The organism is Methylobacterium fujisawaense, from assembly GCF_014138435.1.
GTDB classification, from domain to species: Bacteria; Pseudomonadota; Alphaproteobacteria; order Rhizobiales; family Beijerinckiaceae; genus Methylobacterium; species Methylobacterium fujisawaense.
On sequence record NZ_JACJIM010000003.1, the window covers coordinates 82,434 to 101,484 of the forward strand.

General features: G+C 71.1%; 16 protein-coding genes. 9 read left to right on the forward strand and 7 right to left on the reverse strand.

Going from position 1 to position 19,051, the window contains the following annotated elements:
• Positions 1-187: 187 nt before the first annotated feature.
• From GGQ91_RS09475 to GGQ91_RS09485, 3 genes are all read right to left on the reverse strand, one after another.
• The gene (locus tag GGQ91_RS09475; protein ID WP_182591864.1) at positions 188-1,372 is read right to left on the reverse strand and encodes a polysaccharide biosynthesis/export family protein; all 1,185 of its coding nucleotides are present in this window, start codon (positions 1,370-1,372) and stop codon (positions 188-190) included.
• A 193-nt stretch (positions 1,373-1,565) separates the two neighbouring features.
• Positions 1,566-3,056, reverse strand: a complete 1,491-nt coding sequence (locus tag GGQ91_RS09480; RefSeq protein ID WP_182591865.1) for an LTA synthase family protein — start codon at positions 3,054-3,056, stop codon at positions 1,566-1,568.
• A gap of 218 nt (positions 3,057-3,274) precedes the next feature.
• Positions 3,275-4,777, reverse strand: a complete 1,503-nt coding sequence (locus GGQ91_RS09485; RefSeq protein ID WP_182591866.1) for a capsular polysaccharide export protein, LipB/KpsS family — start codon at positions 4,775-4,777, stop codon at positions 3,275-3,277.
• A gap of 335 nt (positions 4,778-5,112) precedes the next feature.
• Here GGQ91_RS09485 and GGQ91_RS09490 point away from each other — a divergent pair, with 335 nt between their 5' ends.
• The 4 genes from GGQ91_RS09490 to GGQ91_RS09505 all read left to right on the forward strand — a co-directional run bounded on the left by GGQ91_RS09490 (position 5,113) and on the right by GGQ91_RS09505 (position 8,629).
• Positions 5,113-6,420 carry a capsule biosynthesis protein gene (locus GGQ91_RS09490; protein WP_043348864.1) on the forward strand — a complete coding sequence of 436 codons (1,308 nt, stop codon included), beginning with the start codon at positions 5,113-5,115 and terminating at the stop codon, positions 6,418-6,420.
• A 108-nt stretch (positions 6,421-6,528) separates the two neighbouring features.
• The gene (locus GGQ91_RS09495) at positions 6,529-7,296 is read left to right on the forward strand and encodes an SDR family NAD(P)-dependent oxidoreductase (RefSeq protein ID WP_043348866.1); all 768 of its coding nucleotides are present in this window, start codon (positions 6,529-6,531) and stop codon (positions 7,294-7,296) included.
• The gene (locus tag GGQ91_RS09500; protein ID WP_182591867.1) at positions 7,296-8,156 is read left to right on the forward strand and encodes a formyltransferase family protein; all 861 of its coding nucleotides are present in this window, start codon (positions 7,296-7,298) and stop codon (positions 8,154-8,156) included. Before GGQ91_RS09495 ends, GGQ91_RS09500 begins: the two co-directional genes overlap by 1 nt.
• A gap of 62 nt (positions 8,157-8,218) precedes the next feature.
• Positions 8,219-8,629, forward strand: a complete 411-nt coding sequence (locus GGQ91_RS09505; protein WP_043348870.1) for a flagellar basal body rod protein FlgC — start codon at positions 8,219-8,221, stop codon at positions 8,627-8,629.
• Here GGQ91_RS09505 and GGQ91_RS09510 read toward each other — a convergent pair.
• From GGQ91_RS09510 to GGQ91_RS09520, 3 genes are all read right to left on the reverse strand, one after another.
• The gene (locus tag GGQ91_RS09510; RefSeq protein WP_403091098.1) at positions 8,613-10,001 is read right to left on the reverse strand and encodes an amino acid permease; all 1,389 of its coding nucleotides are present in this window, start codon (positions 9,999-10,001) and stop codon (positions 8,613-8,615) included. The genes GGQ91_RS09505 and GGQ91_RS09510 overlap by 17 nt on opposite strands.
• A gap of 132 nt (positions 10,002-10,133) precedes the next feature.
• Positions 10,134-10,808 (reverse strand): hypothetical protein, encoded by a 675-nt coding sequence (locus GGQ91_RS09515; protein WP_182591869.1) that lies wholly within the window; start codon positions 10,806-10,808, stop codon positions 10,134-10,136.
• Entirely contained in the window at positions 10,801-12,801 is a 2,001-nt protein-coding gene (locus tag GGQ91_RS09520) for a hypothetical protein (protein ID WP_182591870.1), read from the reverse strand. The genes GGQ91_RS09515 and GGQ91_RS09520 overlap by 8 nt, the downstream gene beginning before the upstream one ends.
• 479 nt (positions 12,802-13,280) lie before the next feature.
• Here GGQ91_RS09520 and rpsO point away from each other — a divergent pair, with 479 nt between their 5' ends.
• The 3 genes from rpsO (at position 13,281) to GGQ91_RS09535 (ending at position 16,983) form a co-directional block, all read left to right on the forward strand.
• Positions 13,281-13,550 (forward strand): 30S ribosomal protein S15, encoded by a 270-nt coding sequence (gene rpsO, locus GGQ91_RS09525; RefSeq protein ID WP_012317943.1) that lies wholly within the window; start codon positions 13,281-13,283, stop codon positions 13,548-13,550.
• Between the two features lie 208 nt (positions 13,551-13,758).
• A complete protein-coding gene (pnp, locus tag GGQ91_RS09530; protein WP_043388877.1) occupies positions 13,759-15,978 on the forward strand; it encodes a polyribonucleotide nucleotidyltransferase in 2,220 nt (739 codons plus the stop codon).
• Between the two features lie 783 nt (positions 15,979-16,761).
• The gene (locus GGQ91_RS09535) at positions 16,762-16,983 is read left to right on the forward strand and encodes a YgaP family membrane protein (RefSeq protein ID WP_043354986.1); all 222 of its coding nucleotides are present in this window, start codon (positions 16,762-16,764) and stop codon (positions 16,981-16,983) included.
• A gap of 80 nt (positions 16,984-17,063) precedes the next feature.
• On the opposite strand, the gene GGQ91_RS09540 is transcribed toward GGQ91_RS09535, so the two are convergent.
• Positions 17,064-17,327, reverse strand: a complete 264-nt coding sequence (locus GGQ91_RS09540; protein ID WP_043354988.1) for a GlsB/YeaQ/YmgE family stress response membrane protein — start codon at positions 17,325-17,327, stop codon at positions 17,064-17,066.
• Between the two features lie 182 nt (positions 17,328-17,509).
• Here GGQ91_RS09540 and GGQ91_RS09545 point away from each other — a divergent pair, with 182 nt between their 5' ends.
• Positions 17,510-17,866 carry a RidA family protein gene (locus GGQ91_RS09545; protein WP_043354990.1) on the forward strand — a complete coding sequence of 119 codons (357 nt, stop codon included), beginning with the start codon at positions 17,510-17,512 and terminating at the stop codon, positions 17,864-17,866.
• Positions 17,863-18,990 (forward strand): polyamine ABC transporter substrate-binding protein, encoded by a 1,128-nt coding sequence (locus GGQ91_RS09550; RefSeq protein WP_075379771.1) that lies wholly within the window; start codon positions 17,863-17,865, stop codon positions 18,988-18,990. The genes GGQ91_RS09545 and GGQ91_RS09550 overlap by 4 nt, the downstream gene beginning before the upstream one ends.
• The last annotated feature ends 61 nt before the right edge of the window (positions 18,991-19,051 follow it).

The following is a 19,051-nucleotide window of genomic DNA, read 5'->3' on the forward strand; positions in this document are numbered from 1 at the left end:
CCGTCCGGGGCCGTGGGCCCCGGATCCACGACGAGCGTTATGACGGGAAACGGGGCGCGGATGACATCCGCGCCCCGTTTCGCTTTGAATCCAGGGGGTCCGCAGGCGCGATAAGGAAGGGCCGGGATCCAGGATCGCGCGCACAGGCGGCGCCGCGATCCCGATCGTCCCCTATGCGGGCCGCTCCCTACTTGGCGTAGGAGTAGGCCAAGGCGGCGGAGGAGACCGGTCCGGTGACGCCGCTGAAGGCGGTGAGCACCTTCTGGACCTCGGTGAACGGCGCGTTCGACACGTAGATCAGATCGCGGTTGCGCATGCGGAACGCCTGGGAGACGAACAGGCTGTTGGGATCGCGCATGTCGATCCGGTAGACCACCGGCACCAGCGGCGTGCCGAGCAGCCGCGAGCTGGGGCTGAGGCGCCGCACGACGCTGGCCGGCTCGAACCGGAAGATGAACGTCCCGGCCGGGTCGGCGGCGAAGTCCGACAGGCCGCGCGCCTTGGCCAGCGCCTGGGCCAGGGTGATGCCGTCGGCCTGGAACGGCAGCTCGGTGCTGTTGCCCAGCGCGCCCACCGCGATGAAGGTCTGCGGGTCGCGCACCAGGGTGAGCACGTCGTTGGGCCGCAGGTAGATGTTCTCCTTGGGGTTCGACACCACCGTGGTCAGCGGCACGGTCGCGGTCACCGGGCCGCGCGAGAGCCGCACGAAGGTCTCGTTGACCGGCGCGCGGTTGCCGCCGGCGGCGGCGATGACGTCGAGGATGCGGTCGCCGTGGCCCGAGAGCGGCAGGCGGGCGCCGGCGGCGCCCTCGCCGGTGACGGTCACCGCCTGGCTGATCGGCCGGGTGACCGAGACCAGCACCTGCGGCTGGATGGCCTTGCCGGCGAGTTCGTTCTCGATGAGCGCCTGGACGTCCTGGGTGCGGCGGCCGGCGACCTTGATGCGGCCGGCATAGGGCACCGAGATGGCGCCGTCGCGCCCGACGGGCTGCTCGGGGATGAGGGCGGACTTGGAGCCCGCCGAGAAGCGGTCGGCCACCAGCGGCCCGGAGAACAGGCCGCCCGACCCGGCTTCCCAGATCGAGACCGAGACCATGTCGCCGACGCCGATCACCGGCTCCGAGGAGGGACGGTGGTCGCCGAAGGAGGCGAGCAGGCTGTCCAGCGGCCGGCCGCGCAGGGCCTCGACCACCGAGGGCGTGACGTCGATGATCTCGTAGCGGGCGAGCAGGCCGCCGTCGGCGGTGGCCACCTCCGCCCCCGCCTGGATCGCGCCCGCCGTCGGACCCGCCGCAGGCAGGTAGGTGCAACCCCCTGCAGATCCCGCCGCCAGAGCGGCCATCAGGGCGGTGCGCGCCGTCTTACGCAGCATCACAGAGACTTCTCCTCGCCGACCCCGCGCCATCGCTGGCCCGGGCCGGGACATCCAGTTTGACCGCCAAACGCTGCGATCGCTTTAACGGCCGCGCCGAACCGGCGGCCGCCTCGCGGACGGTCGCGCTATCCGTGGGCAATGCGTCACCAGCGTGGCACGGCCACGCTTATGGCGCGCAAGCTTAACCTTATCATGTCCCGGTAGCCATGTCCGCCGGTGCGCTCGCGAGAATCCCCCGCAGCGCCCGCCCGAGCTCGTCGGCGGCGATGTCGACCTGAGCCGGAGTGCCCTGCGGTTGGCCGAAGCGGAACAGGGCGTAGTCGGTGGTCCGGCCTCCAAAGCCCGGCTTGCAACTCGGCAGCGACGGTGCGTGGTCACCAAACACGCAGAGCGTGATGGTCTGGTGGCGCTCGCGGGCGATGACGTCGAGGCCCGCCACGATGTCCTCCACCATCTGTCCGGTATTGGCGACGTGGTGGAGATACTGGGCCTGCGGGTCGTCGATGCCCGGCAGCCGCCCCGGCTTCCAGGGGCCGTGGTTCTCCATGGTCACGCAGAACAGGAACAGCGGCGTCTGCCGGGCCCGGACCTCCGCGAGGAGGCGGTCGCCGAGGGCGATGTCTCCGACATAGGGGCCGACGCGCGGCGTTTCCGTGAAGGCTTCGCCCATCACGAGGTCGGCGAAGCCGAAGGCCTCCATCACCCGTGCCCGGCGGAAGAAGTCCCTGTGGAACGGGTGCAGGAACAGTGTGCCGTAGCCCCGTCCGCGGGCGAGCCGCGCGAGGCTCGTCGGCTCGTCCCCGCTCCGGGACGTGTAGGGGTCGTACCGGCCGAAGCCGAGGCTGTCGGAGGGCCGGCCGGTGAGCACCGCGTGCTCGCTGCGCATCGTGTAGGCACCGTGCGCCGGGACCCGAAGGCGCCCGTACTGCGCGGCCCGGGTGCGGAACAGGTCCATCACCGGCAGCTTCGCGCCGCCCAGCCGCTCCGGATCGACGAAGGATTCCAGCTGGATCACCACCACGACGTCGTCGCCCGGCCCGTGCGGCAGCGCCGGCGCCTCGGGCACGGGCTCGCCGCCCGCCATCGCCCGGGCGGTGTAGCCCAGAAGGCTCGCCGGCAGGCCGACCCGGGTCACGTCGGCCTCCAGGTCGGGCTGGGGGAACCAGCGGGCGATCAGCCCTGCGAGCGGCGGGCGCGGCGCGGCCTTGACCAGCAGCCAGAGCGCGAGCGGCAGGCCGAGCAGGGCCAGGATGCGCGGCAGCGTGGCGGCGGGCAGCACGCTCGGTTCGGTCCGGTACCACAACACGGTCACCGCCAGGGTGAGCAGGACCGGACCCGCGATGCGCGGATCCCACAGGGGCGGGATGTAGTAGAGCTGCGGATGCCGCGGCACCTGGGGCAGCAGGGCGAAATCGCTGAACAGCAGCGGCTCGCCGATCACCGAGCGCTTGGCGCGGCTGACGACGATGAGGATCGCCACCGTGATCACGCAGGTCAGCCCGGCGAGCCAGGGGCGCCAGGAGAATGCGAACCAGAACAGCAGGATCAGCAGGTAGCCGAGCAGCCGCAGGCCGAGATCCCGCGGCGCGAGGCTCGCCCGGCTGAGCGAGTCGCCCGCCAAAACCTCCAGGGCGAGGCAGACGGCGAGCGCGAGACCGGTGGCGATGAGGAACGTCGTCAAGACTCGGACACTCGGCGTGGGGCGGGCCTGCTCTCCGCCGGAATCCGGTCCGGCGGGAAACAGCGCGCGGGAGCAAGGAGTTGCGAGCCGTTCCTGATCCGGAATGATCGGGACCGGCCCCGGGGCGGGCTGCTGAGGTCTGACTCTAGCAGCGCGCGCTATCGCTTTGGTGTCACATCAGAGTCTCGTGAAACCGGATTCCGCGCGACGGCCCCGGTCTAGCGCGGGCCGCCTCCGGTCTCGCGGCCGACGCCGCGCCGGAGGCGCAGGGCCCGGACCACCGGATTGAGGAGGCCGTAGCGCGCGCGCATCACCAAATGGGCCGTCCGGCCGAGGGAGAGGGCGTTGCGCGGCGCCGCCGCGCGGGCCGCGCTCAAGCGGTCGAGGAGCTGCTCCGGGCTGCACGGCTTCATCGCCACGGGGTCGAGGTAGCGCGAATAGAGGATCATGGCGCCCGCCACCAACTCGTCGAGGCTCAGCCGGCGGCCGCGATCGGCGCCCGGCGCGAGATCCTCCGACAGGCCCCAGCCCGAGTAGAACGGCCGGCCGTGCGTCGCCACGCTGAGTCCGCGGATCAGGGCCTCGAATCCGGCCAATGACGTCATGGTCTCGACGTGATGCACTCGGTCGAGGAGGTCGACGATGCTGATGCCCGCGACGATCCGGTCGGCCAGGGTCAGGGCCTCCGCCTCCGGGATGATGCCGGGACGGAACCCGGCCTCCACGTCGGGATGCGGTTTGTAGAGCAGGAACGCGTCCGGATTCCGCCGCCGCGCCGCCTCCAGCAAGGCCCGGTTCGAGCGGACCAGCGGCGAACCGTGACGCACCGAGGCGTCGTCCTCCACCTGTCCCGGCACCAGCACGATCCGCCGTCCGGCGGGCCAGTCGAGGGCCGCGGCGTCGAGGCCGACATTGTACTTGCTGAGCCGGCGCGCCACGACCTCCTCGCGCAGGCGCCGCGCCCGGGCGACGAGGTCCGGGGTGAAGTCGGCCTCGGCCAGCAGGCGCTGCAGGCGGCTCTCCCGGCGCGGGTCGTAGTAGATGCCGAGGTCGTCCACCACCACGGAGGCGCCGGGCTGAAGGCTGGCGCCGAGGCCCACCGAGCGCAGGAACCCGTCCTCCACCCGGGCGAGGGGCAGGCCGGCCCGCGCGCAGGCCTCCTCGAGCTGGCCCGGGGCCCGCGTCGCCCAGGCGAGGAGGCGGCCGTCATGGCGCCGCCCCGCCGCGATCGCGGCCTCGGTGGTCATGGTGTGGATCGGCCGGCCGGCGGGCCCGGCGCCGAGGACGTCCAAGGCGGGCCGCTTCCAGCGGGACATCCCGACATAGACCACCCGCCGGTCGTTCTCGGCGAAGCGCGCGGCGAGCCATGCCACCCGCTCGGCGCACGCCGCGCGGTCGATCGGCAGCCGGGTCCAGGGGTCGAGGTAGCGGACGCCCCCCTCCCCGCCGACCGGCGCCCCGTCGAGGCTGATCCGCAGGGATGCGAAGCCGGTCTCCGGCGAGTCGTACGGGCTCAGGAGCGGCCCGGGGGCGACCACGAGGCGGCGCCGGCCCGTCAGCGCCAGAATCCGCGCGGCCAAGCTTCCCGCGCCCCAGACCGCGCCGATCGCGCCCGGACGCGCCGCCCCGAAGGCGAGGCCCGTCGCGGCCTCGATTTCCGCCCGCAGGCGGCGGATCGTGCGGCCGGTCGCGTAGAGCGACGAGGTCGGGTCAGGGGGCATGGTCGGTGCGTCCGGCTCCGGTCGGGTGAAGTGCTGGGCCCGCCTGTAGCGCATTTTCGTCGGCCTGGGATGTGGTGCAAGGCGGGGACAACCTGAGCGCGCGTCGCCGTCGCCACGTCCTGGAAAGGATTTGGACATATCGTCGCCGCGATTGCCCGCCTAATCCGAAGGCTGAGCCGCAGGCGTGCGACCGTTGCAGACGGGCCACGCAGGCGCGGAAATGCCATGCCGCGGCATGGCTTCGGATTGCGGGCCCGCCGGGCGCCGTGCCACCTCAAGAGTCTCTCGTCGGTTCGGTTCATCCGGCCCTGGGTCAAGGACAGAAGCGCCGCGGAATGCAACAGCCCGCCCTCGACGTCCCTCGCGACCGCCCCGCGACCTTCCTCTTCCTGCAGGGCATCGCGACGCCGTTCTTCTCCGATCTCGGAAAGGCGCTGCGCGCACGGGGACACACTGTCCGGCGCATCAATCTCTGCCCCGGCGACTGGCTGTTCTGGAGCGGCGACGCCGACAATTACCGCGGTCGCCGCGAGGCCTGGGGCGAGTATCTCGAGGCCTATCTCGACCGCGAAACCGTGACCGACATCGTTCTGTTCGGCGATTGCCGGCCGTTCCACAAGGCCGCCCGCATGATCGCCGAGTATCGCGGCCTGCGGGTGCATGTGTTCGAGGAAGGCTATATCCGGCCGAACTGGATCACCTGCGAACTCGGCGGCGTGAACGGCTTCTCGTCCCTCCCCCGGACGGCCGCCGAGATCCGGGCTCTGGCGCGGCGCCTGCCGCAGCCCGGCCGGGCGATGCCCTCGACCGGCGACATGGCCCGCCGCAGCGTCTGGGACGTCGGTTACAACCTCGCCAACGTCCTGTTCCCCTACCTCTTCCCGCATTTCCGCAGCCACCGGCCGACCCATATCGCTGCCGAGTATGCCGGCTGGGTCAAGAAGTTCGCCCGCCGCGCCCATACCCGCCGCGAGGCGGCGCGCTGCGACGAGATCTACCGCGCGGTCGGCTGCGACTACTTCCTGCTGCCGCTCCAGCTCGACAGCGACTACCAGATCCGGGTCCACTCGCCGTTCCTCGGCGTCGAGGGCTTTATGGACCGGGTGATCAAGTCTTTCGCGGACGGCTCCTCGGCGCCGACCCGGCTCCTGGTGAAGCTGCACCCGCTCGACAGCGGCCTGATCAACTGGCGCAAGTTCGCCCGCGCTTCGGCCCGCCGCCACGGCGTCAGCGATCGGCTGGACTTCATCGACGGCGGCGACCTCCCGGCCCTGATCAAGAGCGCCCGCGGCGTGGTCATCGTCAATTCGACGGTGGGGATGCTGTCCCTGGAGATGGGCTGTCCGACCCACGCGGTCGGCACCGCGATCTACAACATGGCCGGCCTGACCCATCAGGGCGATCTCGACAGCTTCTGGAAGAGCCCGACGCCGCCGGAAATGGATCTGATGGCGGATTTCCGCCGCGTCGTCCTGCACCGGACCCAGGTCAATGGCGGCTTCTTTTCCAAGGAAGCGATTGACCGGGCCGTGGCCGGCTCGGTTCCGCGGATGGAATCGGCCCTGCCCGATTCGATGCTGGCGGCGGCGCGGGCGGTCGTCGAGGCGGCCGAGCGGGACGGCGAACTCGCGCCGGTCTACTGACCGGCCGGCCGCAGTCCGTCGTCATTCGGCGGCCTTTGATGCGGCTTTCGCCGCCGGTGAGTCTTTCGCGACCTTGATCTTTCCATGCGCGGCGGCGTAACCCGCCCCATGCCCCGCATTCTGATCACCGGCGCGTCGAGCGGCATCGGCGCCGCGCTGGCGCGCCACTACGCGCAACCCGGCGTGAGCCTCGTCCTCGTCGGACGCAACGCCGAACGCCTGGAGGCGGTCGCCCGCGACTGCCGTGCCAGCGGCGCCACCGCCGAGACCGCCCGCCTCGACACCCGCGACCGGGCCGCCACGGTGGCGCTCGTGCGGCAGTCGGACACGGAGGCGCCCCTCGACCTCGTCATCGCCAATGCGGCGGTGAACGGCGGCAATCAAGAGGGCCAGGTGGAGGCCGAGGACGTCGCCTTCGAGACCGCGGACATCAACTATACCGGCTCGCTCAACGTGATGCTGCCCGCCCTGACGCGGATGCTGGAGCGCGGGCGCGGTCAGATCGTGCTGCTGTCGTCGCTGGCGGCCTACGCGCCGCTTCAGGACGCGCCGGCCTATAGCGGCGCCAAGGCGGCGCTCGTCGCCCACGGCCTCGCCCTGCGCCAGAAGGTCGCGCCCCGGGGCGTGAAGGTCAACGTCGTCACGCCCGGCTACGTGAAGACGCCGATGGGCGGCGAGTTGAAGGGCTGGCGCCCCCTCGAGATCAGTGCCGAGGCGGCCGCCGTGCGCATCGCCAAGGGCATCGCGGCCAACCGCGACGTGATCGCCTTCCCCTTCATCCTCACGGCGCTCGCCCGCACCGTGCTGCTCCTGCCGGAGAACGTCCGCAAGGCCGGCCTCTACGCCTTCCGATTCCAGCGCCGGAAGCGGCGCTGATGGCGCGGCCCCGGATCGCGCTGTTCGTCCTGGAGGCGCTGCCGAACGCCCGCGTGGTGCGCCGGCTCGTCGCCGATTACCGGGCCGACATCGCGTTCGTGGGCCTCTCCAATGCCGAGCGGCCCTCGAGCGGCGGCCTCACGGGCCAGATCCGGCGACACCTCGCGCGCTCGGGCACTGGGATCCTGCCGTATCTGGCGGTCAATTTCGGCCTGCCAGACCTGCTGCGCCCCTTGGCGCCCCTGACCCAGGCGGCGTCCGGAAGCGGCGATGCGCCGGAGGCGACACCGCTCAAGACCCTGTGCCGCCGCCTGGGCATCCCGACCGTGACGGTCGACGACGTCAACGGTCCCGAGGTCGCGCGGACCCTGCGGGACACGGCGCCGGACCTGATCCTCACCTACCATTTCGACCAGATCCTCAAGCCCGAGACGATCGGGCTGGCGCGGCTCGGCGGCATCAACGGACATCCCGGCCTGCTGCCGCGCCACCGCGGTCCGGTGCCGACGATCCACGCCCTCGCCGAGGGCCCCGGCAGCTTCGGCATGACCCTGCACCGGCTGGCGGCCGCGATCGATACCGGGGCGATCCTCGCCCAGGAAGCCGTGCCGCTGCCTGCCGGCACCACCGCCACCCGGGCCGCCGTGGCGCTGCATGCCCACGGGCGCGGAATGCTGGACGGGCTGCTCGACACGATCGACCGGACCGGTAGCCTGCCCGAGGGGCGGACCGAGCCGGTGCTGCCCTACTGCCCATTCCCGGACCGCGCGATGCTGGCCTCCCTGCGCCGCCGCGGGCTGCGTCTGACGGATGGGCAGGATCTCCGCGAGGCGCTGAGCCTCTCCGCCCGGGCGTCTTAACCGCGGGTTAAGGCTGTTCGGCAAGGTTTCGGTCAGATCCTCGCCGTCGACAGGGCCCGCGCATGCCGGATTCCAGCGCCCTCCACTCGGCCTCCAGCGCGCTGGCCGCCGGCCGGCAGGTGCAGAGCGGGCGGATCCGCGCGATCTCCGAGAACCTCGCCAACGCCGATTCGGTCCCGACCACCCCCGGCGGCGCCCCCTATGCGCGCAAGATCGCGGTGTTCGCCCCCGTGGTCGCCGACGCCCCCGGAGACCCGGTCGGCCGGATCGTCCGCGACACCACCGGCTTCCGCAGCCGCTACGACCCGACCAATCCCGGTGCGGACCTCCAGGGCTATGTCCGCCTGCCGAACGTGAACATCGCGGTGGAATCGGCCGACCTGCAGCGGGTGATCCGGAACTACGAGCTCAGCCTCAACGCCTCGTCGTCGATCAAAACGCTCACGCAGGCCACGATCAACCTGATCGGCTGAACCGGGCGTGCCGCCGGCCGTAGCCGGCGTAGATCGCGAGGCCGATCGCCAGCCAGATCGCGAGGCGGATCCAGGTGTCGGCCGGAAGGGCGGCCATCAGCGTCACGCAGGACAGGATCCCGAGCCCCGCCGTGAGCGTCACCGCCGGCACGCGGAACGGACGCGCCCGGTCCGGGGCGGTGCGGCGCAGGATCAGCACCGTGGCGCAGACGAGGCAGAAGGCCAGGAGCGTGCCGATGCTGACGATCTCGCCGAGCACGTCGATGGGCACGAGCCCCGCGACACCCGCGGTGAACACGCCGATGACGAGCTGGCTCGCCACGGGCACCCGCGTGACCGGATGGACCCGGCAGAAGATCTCCGGGAGGAGTCCGTCCCGGGCGATGGCGAAGAAGATCCGGCTCTGTCCGTAGAGGGCGGTCAGCGCCGAGGTCGTCAGGCCGATCAGGGCGCCGACCTTGATCACGGTCGAGAACCCCGACAGGCCGATCACGTCCACCGCCGTGGCCACCGGGTCGGCAACGTTCAGATCGCGATAGGGCACGAGGCCGGTGAGGACGGCCGCCATGGCCACGTACAGGATCGTGGTGATCAGGAGCGATCCGATCAGGCCGACCGGCGCGTCGCGCTGCGGCGCCCGGCACTCGCCCGCGGCCGTCGCCACGGTCTCGAAGCCCACGAAGGCGAAGAACACCACCGCGGCGCCGCGGAACACGCCGCTCCAGCCATAGGCGCCGAAGGCGCCGGTATTCTCGGGCACGAAGGGGTGCCAGAGTTCGGGCCGGAGATGGGCGGCTCCGACGCCCACGAAGGCCAGGATGATCGCGACCTTGCAGGCGACCAGCAGCCCGTTGACCAGGGAAGCCTGCTTCGTCGCGCGCATCAGGAGCGCGCTGAGCAGCAGCACGATGCCGACGGCCGGCAGGTTGACGAGCCCGCCATCGCCGGGGGCCCTGGCCAAAGCCGGCGGCAGATGCAGGCCGAACTCCGCCGCGAGGGATTGCGCGTAGCCGGACCAGCCGACCGCCACGGTCGCCGCCGCCACGGCGAATTCGAGGACGAGGTCCCAGCCGATGATCCAGGCCGGGAGGCGGCCGAGGCTGGCGCGGGTGTAGGTGTAGGTGGATCCCGCCTCCGGGATCATGGCGGCCAATTCGGCGTAGCACAGGCCGACCAAGCCGCAGGCGATGCCGCCGATCACGAAGGAGAGGCTGAGCGCGGGACCCGCATACTGCGCCGCCGCCGTTCCGGTCAGCACGAAGATGCCGGCGCCGATCGTGGCGCCGAGGCCGATGGCGACGAGGCCCGGAGCGGTGAGGCTCCGGGCGAGCTCACGCCCCTCCCCGGCATCCGCGCGCTTATTCTTGGTCATCGCGGGATCCGCCATCGCGTCCCTTCTCCCTCGCCCGGATGGTCATCTGGCACAGTCCATGCCGGGATGCCGGCCTCCCCGGAGGCGTGACCAAATCCGGTCCGGTCCAAGTCCTGTCGTTGGCGGACCAGCCTATCGCGGCACCACGCCCGCGGACCCGTCGGGCGCTCCCGGATCGCGGGCGGCAGACGGGGCGGACGCGGCGGCATCGATCATCCGGGTGTCGGTCCGGAATGCCCGGGCCACGAGGCCGCAGAAGCGGATGAAGGCGCGGCCCTGGGGGGTGATGACGTAGCCGTCGGCCGTCTGCGCGACGTTGCCCGAGGCCTGCTGCTCGGACAGGCGCCGCTCCATCTGCCGGAAGGCGCCGAGATAGACCGTCTCGAACACCATCCGCGCCCGCTCCGGGGTGAAGCGCTCCTCGGGATGGGCCGCCATCTGGCCGAGCAAGAACACGCTGATCGAGCGGTCGACCGTCACCGGCAGGATCACGAAGGCGCTCAGGTTGAGGGCCAGCGACAGGACGCAGGCGCCGAGGGCGTCCCGGCGGCGCAGCCCCCAGGCCCAGCCGAGGCTGGCCAGCGCCGCCGTCGCCGCCAGGGTCAGCAGGAAGGCGACGCCCAGCAGGATCAGGCCGCGGTAGAACAGGATGGTCACGCCGGACCAGAGATCCGTCTGGAACAGCAGCACGAAGCAGCCGAGGCCGAGGGCGACGGCGCCGGCCTGAAGCAGCGCCTGGGCGCAGAGCCAGCGCACGACCTGTCCGGCGCGCTGGCCTGCGGGGGGCCTGGAGCCGGCGTCAGTCATGAAGATCCTCGACCCGCAGGATCCGGACGAGCGGATCGGCATAGACCGCACGGTGCCGCCAGACCCAGGAATCCGGGCTGCTCCAGGGGGCATCCTGCGCGGTGACGACCAGGGCGCCGATCCCGGCCGTTTCGGCCCGGCGGCGCACCTCGCGACCGTCCAGGCGGTCGCGGAAGATCGGCGCGACATCGGCGAGCCGGGACGCCACGGCCTCGGGCGGGGCGCCGAACAGCCGCGCCTCTGCGTCGGCCACTCCCGTCGGCTGGAGCCCGTAGAGGCCGAAATCGAACACCCGCCGCGGCACCGGTGATTGCTGCAGCACCAGATCCCGGGGCAGGTGCAGGCCGGCCCAGGCATAGGCCGCGCGCAGCGCCCGGTCGATGTCGGGACGGCCGGCCAAGCGGGCGAAGGCGGGCCGGTCGGAGGCGGAATAGGCGCGCATCCCGACGAAGCCGTAGAGGGTCGTCGCGTATCCGAGGATCAACAGCGTGGCGAGCAGGCCGGGGAACCGGAGCCGCCGCGCCTCGACCAGGCGGCTCAGGGCCACGACGGTCCAGACGAGGGCCGCGACCTGCGCCAGCAGGACCACGCGGGCGCCGAGGTCGTTGTTGAGGATCGCCGAGCGGAGGAAGCCGCCGAGGAGCAGGCTGGCCGCTGCGCAGAGGGTGAGCAACCGCCCCGCCTCCCAGGCATGCGCTTCACGGCGCGGGACGAGCCGCCAGAACAGCAGCGTCCCGGCGGCGAAGACGCCCAGCGCCACGTAGTAGTTCAGCGGCAGCAGGACGATCCGGAGCGCGCTCAGGGCGGGCTCGTCGACGAGTCCGTCGAGGGGCCCGAATCGCCGGATCGCGAATCGGATCGGCGAGCCACCATCGGTCCGGTTCGCCAGGATGCTCAGCAGGCAGGGCGCGGCCAGCGCGGCGCTGAGCAGGCCGGCGACCGCCAACCGGGCCGCGGCGCGCCAGCGGCGCTCCAGGCCCAGCAGCACCAGCCAGATCCCCGCGGCGGTCGCCGTGCCGAGACAGACCCAGACCGACAGGCCCGCGCAGGCCGCGAAGGCCAGGCCCGCGACACCGATCGCCACGGCTTCCGTATGCCGGCTCGGCTGCGTGCGGTCGGCCACCTCGGCCAGGGCCAGGAGGCCGAGCCATCCGGCCAGGGCGCCGGCCACGTGGTGCGGCACCCAGACCAGGGAGGCGGGCCAGTTGAGGACCTGCTCGTTCACCCATTCCGGAACCGGTAGCCAGGTCCCGGACGCGGCCCGATCGGCGAGGACCAGCAGGATGTCGAGGCCGCCCGCCGGCAGCAACAACAGCACCGCGCGGCGGACGAGCCGGGGCGCGGCGTCTCCCAGGAGGCCGGTCGCGGCCAGGAGCCGGTCCAGCAGGCCGAGGAGCGCGAGACCGGTCCAGAAGGCCAGCCCCGCGAAGGCGGTGCGCCCGTCGACGAGGCGCCCTCCAACCCCGTCGACCAGCGCGGTGAGCGTATAGAACTCATAGTAGTAGCCCGCCCGATCGGGCCGGGCGAAGAAGGGATCCACGGGCGGAAGCCCATGCGCGACGATCGCCCGTGTGAGGGCCGCGTGCTTGACGAGGTCGATGACCGTCACGGGCTGATAGAGGGCGGTGCCGGTGTCGATGTCGATCAGCGCATAGGCCACGACGCCGAGCCAGAGTGCGGCGAGCGCCAGGACCGCCCGGTTGAGGGACGTCCGCAGGCTTCGCAGGGCCGGAAGCAGCGCGGCGAGTCCCAACACGCCATTCGCCAGTGCCGCAGCCGGGACGCCCGCTGCCTGGATCACCAGGCTGTCGAGGGCGGGCAGGAGCCCGATCCCGAGGAGCGCCCCGCACAGCAGGCGGTCGCCGGCCGCGAGCGCACGGAAGCCGAGGATGCCGGTCAGCCTGCCCAGGGCGTAGCCCGGCAGGAGGACGAGGGGGATGCCGAGCAGCGTCGCCACCACGACGCCGCACGCATCCGAGAGGGTGCCGTTCATCGCCGGGCCGCGTTTCGTGCTCCGGCTCGGCTACCATGCACGCGTTAACCGTTCCCTTGGAAAATCCGGGGCCCCTTGGTGCGGCGGCTTCGCGCCCTGTCCTTGCGCAGGATCGGGGCCGTTTCCACGAGCATTCCGCCTGTCCGGGCCAGGGCCGCGGGGGCGTCGCGAGCCCGATGCCCGTTCCCGGACGGGTGCTGCGCCAGGGGGCCGCGGCTTTGCACGACCCGGCCCGGCCCGGCGGGGCCGGCACGCGGGTCGCCGCGAGAACGGTCCAGTCGCGACCGCTTCGCCGAGGGCTGGCATAATTGCCGATTTCGTGTATGGATCGCGCGGCCTCGACCCGGGTTACCGGGCGGGGCTTGAGCCGCTTGGCGCTGTGACCGTGCTGGACGACATCCCGGCACCGGCCGAACGCCGAGCCCGCGCGCGCCCGAACGGGGCGCCGCATCCGACCAGCACAACCCGAAAGGCATGCGATGTCGATCACGGCAGAGCGCAAGACCGCGCTCATCAAGGAACACCGCAAGGACGCCAAGGACACCGGGTCCCCCGAGGTCCAAGTGGCGATCCTCACCGAGCGGATCACCAACCTGACCGGCCACTTCAAGACCCACGGCAAGGACAACCATTCCCGCCGCGGCCTCCTGAAGCTGGTCTCGCAGCGCCGCTCGCTGCTCGACTACGTCAAGCGCAAGGACGAGGCCCGCTACCGCGCCCTCATCGAGCGTCTCGGCATCCGCCGCTAAGGCGCGTTTCGCGCGGTTCCGGGCCCGGCCCGGGGCCGCGTTTCACCATCGCGGGCTGCCGGAATGGGTCCGGCCTCCCGACAAACGGGCCGCTTCGAGGCGCCGGCATCGGGGCAGGATCGCACGACACTTCAGCGGGAAGTGTCGCGCCGTCTTGCCCCCGGGCGGCGCCGGGCCAGGCCCGTCGCAGGCAAGGAAGAGATCAAGAATGTTCGACGTTCAACGCGAAGAGCTGATGTGGGGCGACCGCAAGCTCGTCCTCGAGACCGGCAAGGTCGCCCGTCAGGCCGACGGCGCCGTGGTCGCCACCTACGGCGAGACCTCGGTGCTCGCCACCGTGGTCGCCACGAAGGAGCCCAAGCCCGGCATCGACTTCATGCCGCTCACCGTGAACTACCAGGAGCGGGCCTACGCGGCCGGCCGCATCCCCGGCGGCTACTTCAAGCGCGAGGGCCGTCCCTCCGAGAAGGAGACCCTGGTCTCCCGCCTGATCGACCGCCCGATCCGTCCGCTCTTCGTCGAGGGCTGGCGCAACGACACGCAGGTCGTCGTCACCGTCCTGACCCACGACCTCGAGAACGATCCCGACATCGTCGCCATGGTGGCGGCTTCCGCGGCCCTGACCCTGTCGGGCGTCCCGTTCATGGGCCCGATCGGCGGCGCCCGCGTCGGCTACATCAACGGCGGCTACCGGCTGAACCCGCTGGTCACCGAGACCAAGGAGGAATCCAGCCTCGATCTCGTCGTCGCCGGCACGCAGGACGCGGTGCTGATGGTCGAGTCGGAGGCTAAGGAGCTCTCCGAGGACGTGATGCTCGGCGCCGTGATGTTCGGCCACAAGCATTTCCAGCCGGTGATCGAGGCGATCATCCGCCTGGCCGAGAAGGCCGCCAAGGAGCCGCGCGACTTCAAGGCCCCCGAGAACGCCGACGTCGAGAAGGCGGTCCTGGAGATCTGCGAGACGGAGCTGCGCGCCGCCTACACCAAGACCGTCAAGCAGGAGCGCTACGCCGCCGTCGACGCCGTGAAGGCGAAGGTGATGGCCGCCCTCTGCCCCGAGGGTGCCGAGAAGTTCCCGGCCGAGAAGGTCAAGGCCGCCTTCAAGGAAGCCCAGTCGAAGGTCGTGCGCTGGAACGTGCTCGACACCGGCTCGCGCATAGACGGCCGTGACCTGAAGACGGTCCGCCCGATCGTCTCCGAAGTCGGCGTCCTGCCCCGCGCCCACGGCTCGTCGCTGTTCACCCGCGGCGAGACCCAGGCCCTCGTGGTCGCCACGCTCGGCACCGGTGAGGACGAGCAGTTCATCGACTCGCTGGAAGGCACCTACAAGGAGCGCTTCCTGCTTCACTACAACTTCCCTCCCTATTCCGTCGGCGAGACCGGCCGGATGGGTTCCCCCGGCCGTCGCGAGATCGGCCACGGCAAGCTGGCGTGGCGGGCGATCCGCCCGGTCCTGCCGCCGGCCCACGAGTTCCCCTACACGATCCGCGTCGTGTCGGAGATCACCGAGTCGAACGGCTCGTCCTCGATGGCCTCGGTCTGCGGCGGCTCGCTGTCGCTGATGGATGCGGGCGTGCCCCTGCGCCGTCCCGTGGCCGGCATCGCCATGGGCCTCATCCTCGAGGGTGAGCGCTTCGCGGTCCTGTCCGACATCCTCGGCGACGAGGATCACCTCGGCGACATGGACTTCAAGGTGGCCGGCACGGACGAGGGCGTGACCTCGCTCCAGATGGACATCAAGATCGCCGGCATCACCGAGGAGATCATGCGGGTCGCCCTCGATCAGGCGAAGGACGGGCGCGCCCACATCCTGGCCGAGATGGCCAAGGCCCTGACCGCTGCCCGTCCGGAGCTCGGCGAGTACGCGCCGCGCATCGAGACGATGCAGATCCCGACCGACAAGATCCGCGACGTGATCGGCACCGGCGGCAAGGTGATCCGCGAGATCGTCGAGAAGACCGGCGCCAAGATCAACATCGAGGATACCGGCATCGTCAAGATCGCCTCGGCCGACGGCAAGGCGATCAAGGCGGCCTACAACTGGATCCGCTCGATCGTGGCGGAGCCGGAGGTCGGCGTGATCTACGACGGCACGATCGTGAAGTGCATGGAGTTCGGTGCCTTCGTGAACTTCTTCGGCGCCAAGGACGGCCTCGTCCACATCTCGGAACTCGCCGCCCAGCGGGTCGCCAAGGTGCAGGACGTCGTCAAGGAGGGCGACAAGGTCAAGGTGAAGTTCCTCGGTCAGGACGACCGCGGCAAGATCCGCCTGTCCATGAAGGTCGTCGATCAGCAGACCGGCGAGGACATCACCGAGAAGGTGAAGGCCGAGCGCGATTCCAGCCGCGGCGAGCGGGACGGCGAGTCCCGCGAGCCCCGCGAGGGCGGCCGTCACCGCGGCGAGCGCCGCCGCGAGGCGGGCGAGTAAGCGCGCGCACGCACCCCGTGCGGGCTTCGGCCGGCGCGGGATGGTTCAGATGGGCGCGGTCCTACGGGGCCGCGCCCTTTTTCATGGCGCATCGCCCCGCCTCCGCCCGGAGCGGTGCCCCCTCCCTCATCGCGGGCGCGGCGACGCGCACCCGCACGGAGCCTGCCCGGTTCGACCGCATGGGGGCTGCGATGGGTGGCTTCGCGACGGTTCGCGTCCCGGCTGTACACGCACCGAAGCGGACGTCGCTGCCACGCCTGCGCATGGCCCGTCTTGGCGATCCGCGCCCGTCGCTCGTCATCTCGCGAGTGGGGCGACGGCCCAAGCCGTTCCGGGTTTCAGGACATCGCGCGTCTGCGCGATCCACGCGGACAAGGGCGCCAGCCGAAGGCCAAACGGCGGATACAGGCCCTGCGCCTTCGATGTGTAAGAGGCCTGATCGACGGCGACCGGTGATCCGCGAGGGCGATCACCCAGTCCGGAGGACACGCATGCGCGGCCTCCGCGAGGTGCCGCAGCACGGCCCGCGGAGTCTCCGGCCCGGCGGCGCGTCCACGGCGTCGTCGAGCACCCGCAGCCTCGCCGCGGCGGGTCACGGGCCGGCGCAGCGCTAGGGCGCCGCGCTGGAACACCGGGGGTGTAAGCGAGGACCAGGATCGCCACCGCGTCCGGCACCCTGCGCGACGGGTCCGGCGGCATCCGCGGCCGCCCCGTCCGACCGCGAAGGGAACGCAGCCGGCGCGCCCGCGTTCGACCGGCGACCTTCACAACAGGGATCCGTCCATGGCCAACGACATGATGCACGACATCTTCAGCGGGGAGCCGAACATCTCCACCACCGAGCGCGCTGTCTCGGTGGCTCTCGGGCTCGGGATCGCGGCCGTGGCCGCACAGCCGCGGCCCAACAAGCTTCTGAGCCTGCTGGCGCTCGTCGTCGGCGTCGGCCTGGCGGTGCGTGGCGCGACCGGCCACTGCGCCGTGAAGGCCGCCTCCGAGCATTTCTGAGCGCGCAGGCCGATCGGACGACAAAGAAAAAGGGGCGCCCCGCGGGGCGCCCCTCATCGTTTCCGGGTCGGCCGGAAGGATCAGTAGGTGGTGGTGCGGCGGCCGGCGATCATGCCGTAGATGAACAGAACCACCACGGCGCCCACGATGGCGCCGATGAAGCCCGCTCCCTGGTTCGGCCCGTACCAGCCCACGGCCTGGCCGAGGAACGTCGCCACGAAGGCGCCGACGATGCCGAGGATCGTCGTGAGGATGAAGCCCGCCGGCTCATTCGGTCCCGGCATGAGAAACTTGGCGATGACGCCCGCGAGGAAACCGATGATGATGGTCCAGAGGATACCCATGACAAACCCCAAAGCATGACTGTCGATGGCGGCAGAACGCTTCGAGACCCGCGACGGTTGCCCGCACCCTGCCCCGCGGTGACGATTTTCCGCGTGTTCCAGCGGTGCGTGCGTGTGTGGCCCTTTACGGCCGGGTGGGTGCGACGGCAGATACGCCGGTTCTCAAGGTTGTGGAGGCGGGTATGGACATTCAGCGGATCGAGCCGGGCAAGCGGATGTCGCAGGCCGTCGTCTTCGGCGACATGGTCTATCTCGCCGGTCAGGTCGCGTCCGACACGGTCGGCACCGGGGTGACGATCCAGACCCAGCAGATCCTGTCGGAGATCGACCGTCTCCTGGCCGCCGCCGGCAGCGACAAGGCGCGCATCCTCGCGGCCACGATCTACCTCGCCGACATCGCGACCTTCGCGGAGATGAACGCCGCGTGGGATGCCTGGGTCTCCCCGGAGAACCCGCCGGCGCGCGCCACCGTCGAGGCCAAGCTCGCGGCGCCCGAGTACCTCGTGGAGATCGTGATCGTGGCCGCGAAGAGCCGATGAGCGGCCGCCGTCGCTCGGTGCTGGCGGCCGCCGCGGCCGCCCTGCTGGGAGGCGTCCTGGCGGCCCTGCCCCTCGTGCCGCCCGCCCCGGCCGCCGAGGAGCGGGTCGTCAACATCTACAATTGGTCGGATTACATCGACCCGAAGGTGCTCGAGGCCTTCACCCGCGAGACCGGCATCAAGGTCGTCTACGACACCTACGACAACAACGAGATCCTGGAGACCAAGCTGCTCGCCGGCCGGTCCGGCTACGACATCGTCGTGCCGTCGGGGCCCTACCTGCAGCGGCTGATCCGGGCCGGCGCCTTCCTGCCGCTGGACAAGTCCAAGCTCAAGAACCTCGGCAATCTCTGGCCGGAGGTCACCAGCCGGCTGGCGGCCTACGACCCCGGCAACACCTATGCCGTCGACTACATGTGGGGCACGACCGGCATCGGCTACAACGTCGCCGCCGTCCGCGAGCGGCTGGGTCCCAATGCGCCGCTGAACTCTTGGGGCGTCGTCCTCAATCCCGCTTCGGCGAACAAGCTGAAGGAGTGCGGGATCATGATGCTCGACAGCCCCGAGGATCTGATCCCCAGCCTGCTCCCGGTCTTCGGCGCCAAGGCGGATTCGAAGCGCTGGGACGACCTGACCCTGGTGACCGACGCCCTCTACAAGGTGCGCGGCGCCGTGCGGAAGTTCCACTCGTCGGAATACATCCAGGCGCTGGCCAACGGCGATATCTGCCTGGCGGTGGGCTATTCCGGCGACATCATGCAGGCCAAGCGCCGGGCCGAGGAGGCCAAGAACGGGATCGACATCGCCTACGTGGTGCCGAAAGAGGGCGCGCTGATGTGGTTCGACACCTTCGCGATCCCGAAGGATGCCGCCCACCCGGCCGAGGCCCTGGCCTTCATCGACTACATGATGCGGCCCGATGTGGCGGCGGCCAACACCAACTTCGTGTCCTATGCCAGCGGCAACCTCGCGGCGAAGAAATTCGTGAAGCCCGAGATCCTGAACAATACCGGCATCTACCCGGACGAGGCGACGATGCAGCGCCTGTCGATCAACACCGCCTGGGACGACCGTACCCAGCGCTTCGTCACCCGGCTCTGGACCCGGGTCCGCACCGGGCGCTGACGGGCGAGAGCCGGGGGGGCGTGTGCCTCTCGGCCCCCCGCCGATGCGATGTCCCGCGGGG

What these genes read in the sequence shown, in the direction of transcription:
- GGQ91_RS09475 (WP_182591864.1), bottom strand. Translation starts at nt 1,372, where the DNA reads ATGCTGCGTAAGACGGCGCGCACCGCCCTGATGGCCGCTCTGGCGGCG.
- GGQ91_RS09485 (WP_182591866.1), bottom strand. Translation starts at nt 4,777, where the DNA reads ATGCCCCCTGACCCGACCTCGTCGCTCTACGCGACCGGCCGCACGATC.
- GGQ91_RS09490 (WP_043348864.1), top strand. Translation starts at nt 5,113, where the DNA reads ATGCAACAGCCCGCCCTCGACGTCCCTCGCGACCGCCCCGCGACCTTC.
- GGQ91_RS09495 (WP_043348866.1), top strand. Translation starts at nt 6,529, where the DNA reads ATGCCCCGCATTCTGATCACCGGCGCGTCGAGCGGCATCGGCGCCGCG.
- GGQ91_RS09500 (WP_182591867.1), top strand. Translation starts at nt 7,296, where the DNA reads ATGGCGCGGCCCCGGATCGCGCTGTTCGTCCTGGAGGCGCTGCCGAAC.
- GGQ91_RS09505 (WP_043348870.1), top strand. Translation starts at nt 8,219, where the DNA reads ATGCCGGATTCCAGCGCCCTCCACTCGGCCTCCAGCGCGCTGGCCGCC.
- GGQ91_RS09510 (WP_403091098.1), bottom strand. Translation starts at nt 10,001, where the DNA reads ATGACCAAGAATAAGCGCGCGGATGCCGGGGAGGGGCGTGAGCTCGCC.
- GGQ91_RS09515 (WP_182591869.1), bottom strand. Translation starts at nt 10,808, where the DNA reads ATGACTGACGCCGGCTCCAGGCCCCCCGCAGGCCAGCGCGCCGGACAG.
- GGQ91_RS09520 (WP_182591870.1), bottom strand. Translation starts at nt 12,801, where the DNA reads ATGAACGGCACCCTCTCGGATGCGTGCGGCGTCGTGGTGGCGACGCTG.
- rpsO (WP_012317943.1), top strand. Translation starts at nt 13,281, where the DNA reads ATGTCGATCACGGCAGAGCGCAAGACCGCGCTCATCAAGGAACACCGC.
- pnp (WP_043388877.1), top strand. Translation starts at nt 13,759, where the DNA reads ATGTTCGACGTTCAACGCGAAGAGCTGATGTGGGGCGACCGCAAGCTC.
- GGQ91_RS09535 (WP_043354986.1), top strand. Translation starts at nt 16,762, where the DNA reads ATGGCCAACGACATGATGCACGACATCTTCAGCGGGGAGCCGAACATC.
- GGQ91_RS09540 (WP_043354988.1), bottom strand. Translation starts at nt 17,327, where the DNA reads ATGGGTATCCTCTGGACCATCATCATCGGTTTCCTCGCGGGCGTCATC.
- GGQ91_RS09545 (WP_043354990.1), top strand. Translation starts at nt 17,510, where the DNA reads ATGGACATTCAGCGGATCGAGCCGGGCAAGCGGATGTCGCAGGCCGTC.
- GGQ91_RS09550 (WP_075379771.1), top strand. Translation starts at nt 17,863, where the DNA reads ATGAGCGGCCGCCGTCGCTCGGTGCTGGCGGCCGCCGCGGCCGCCCTG.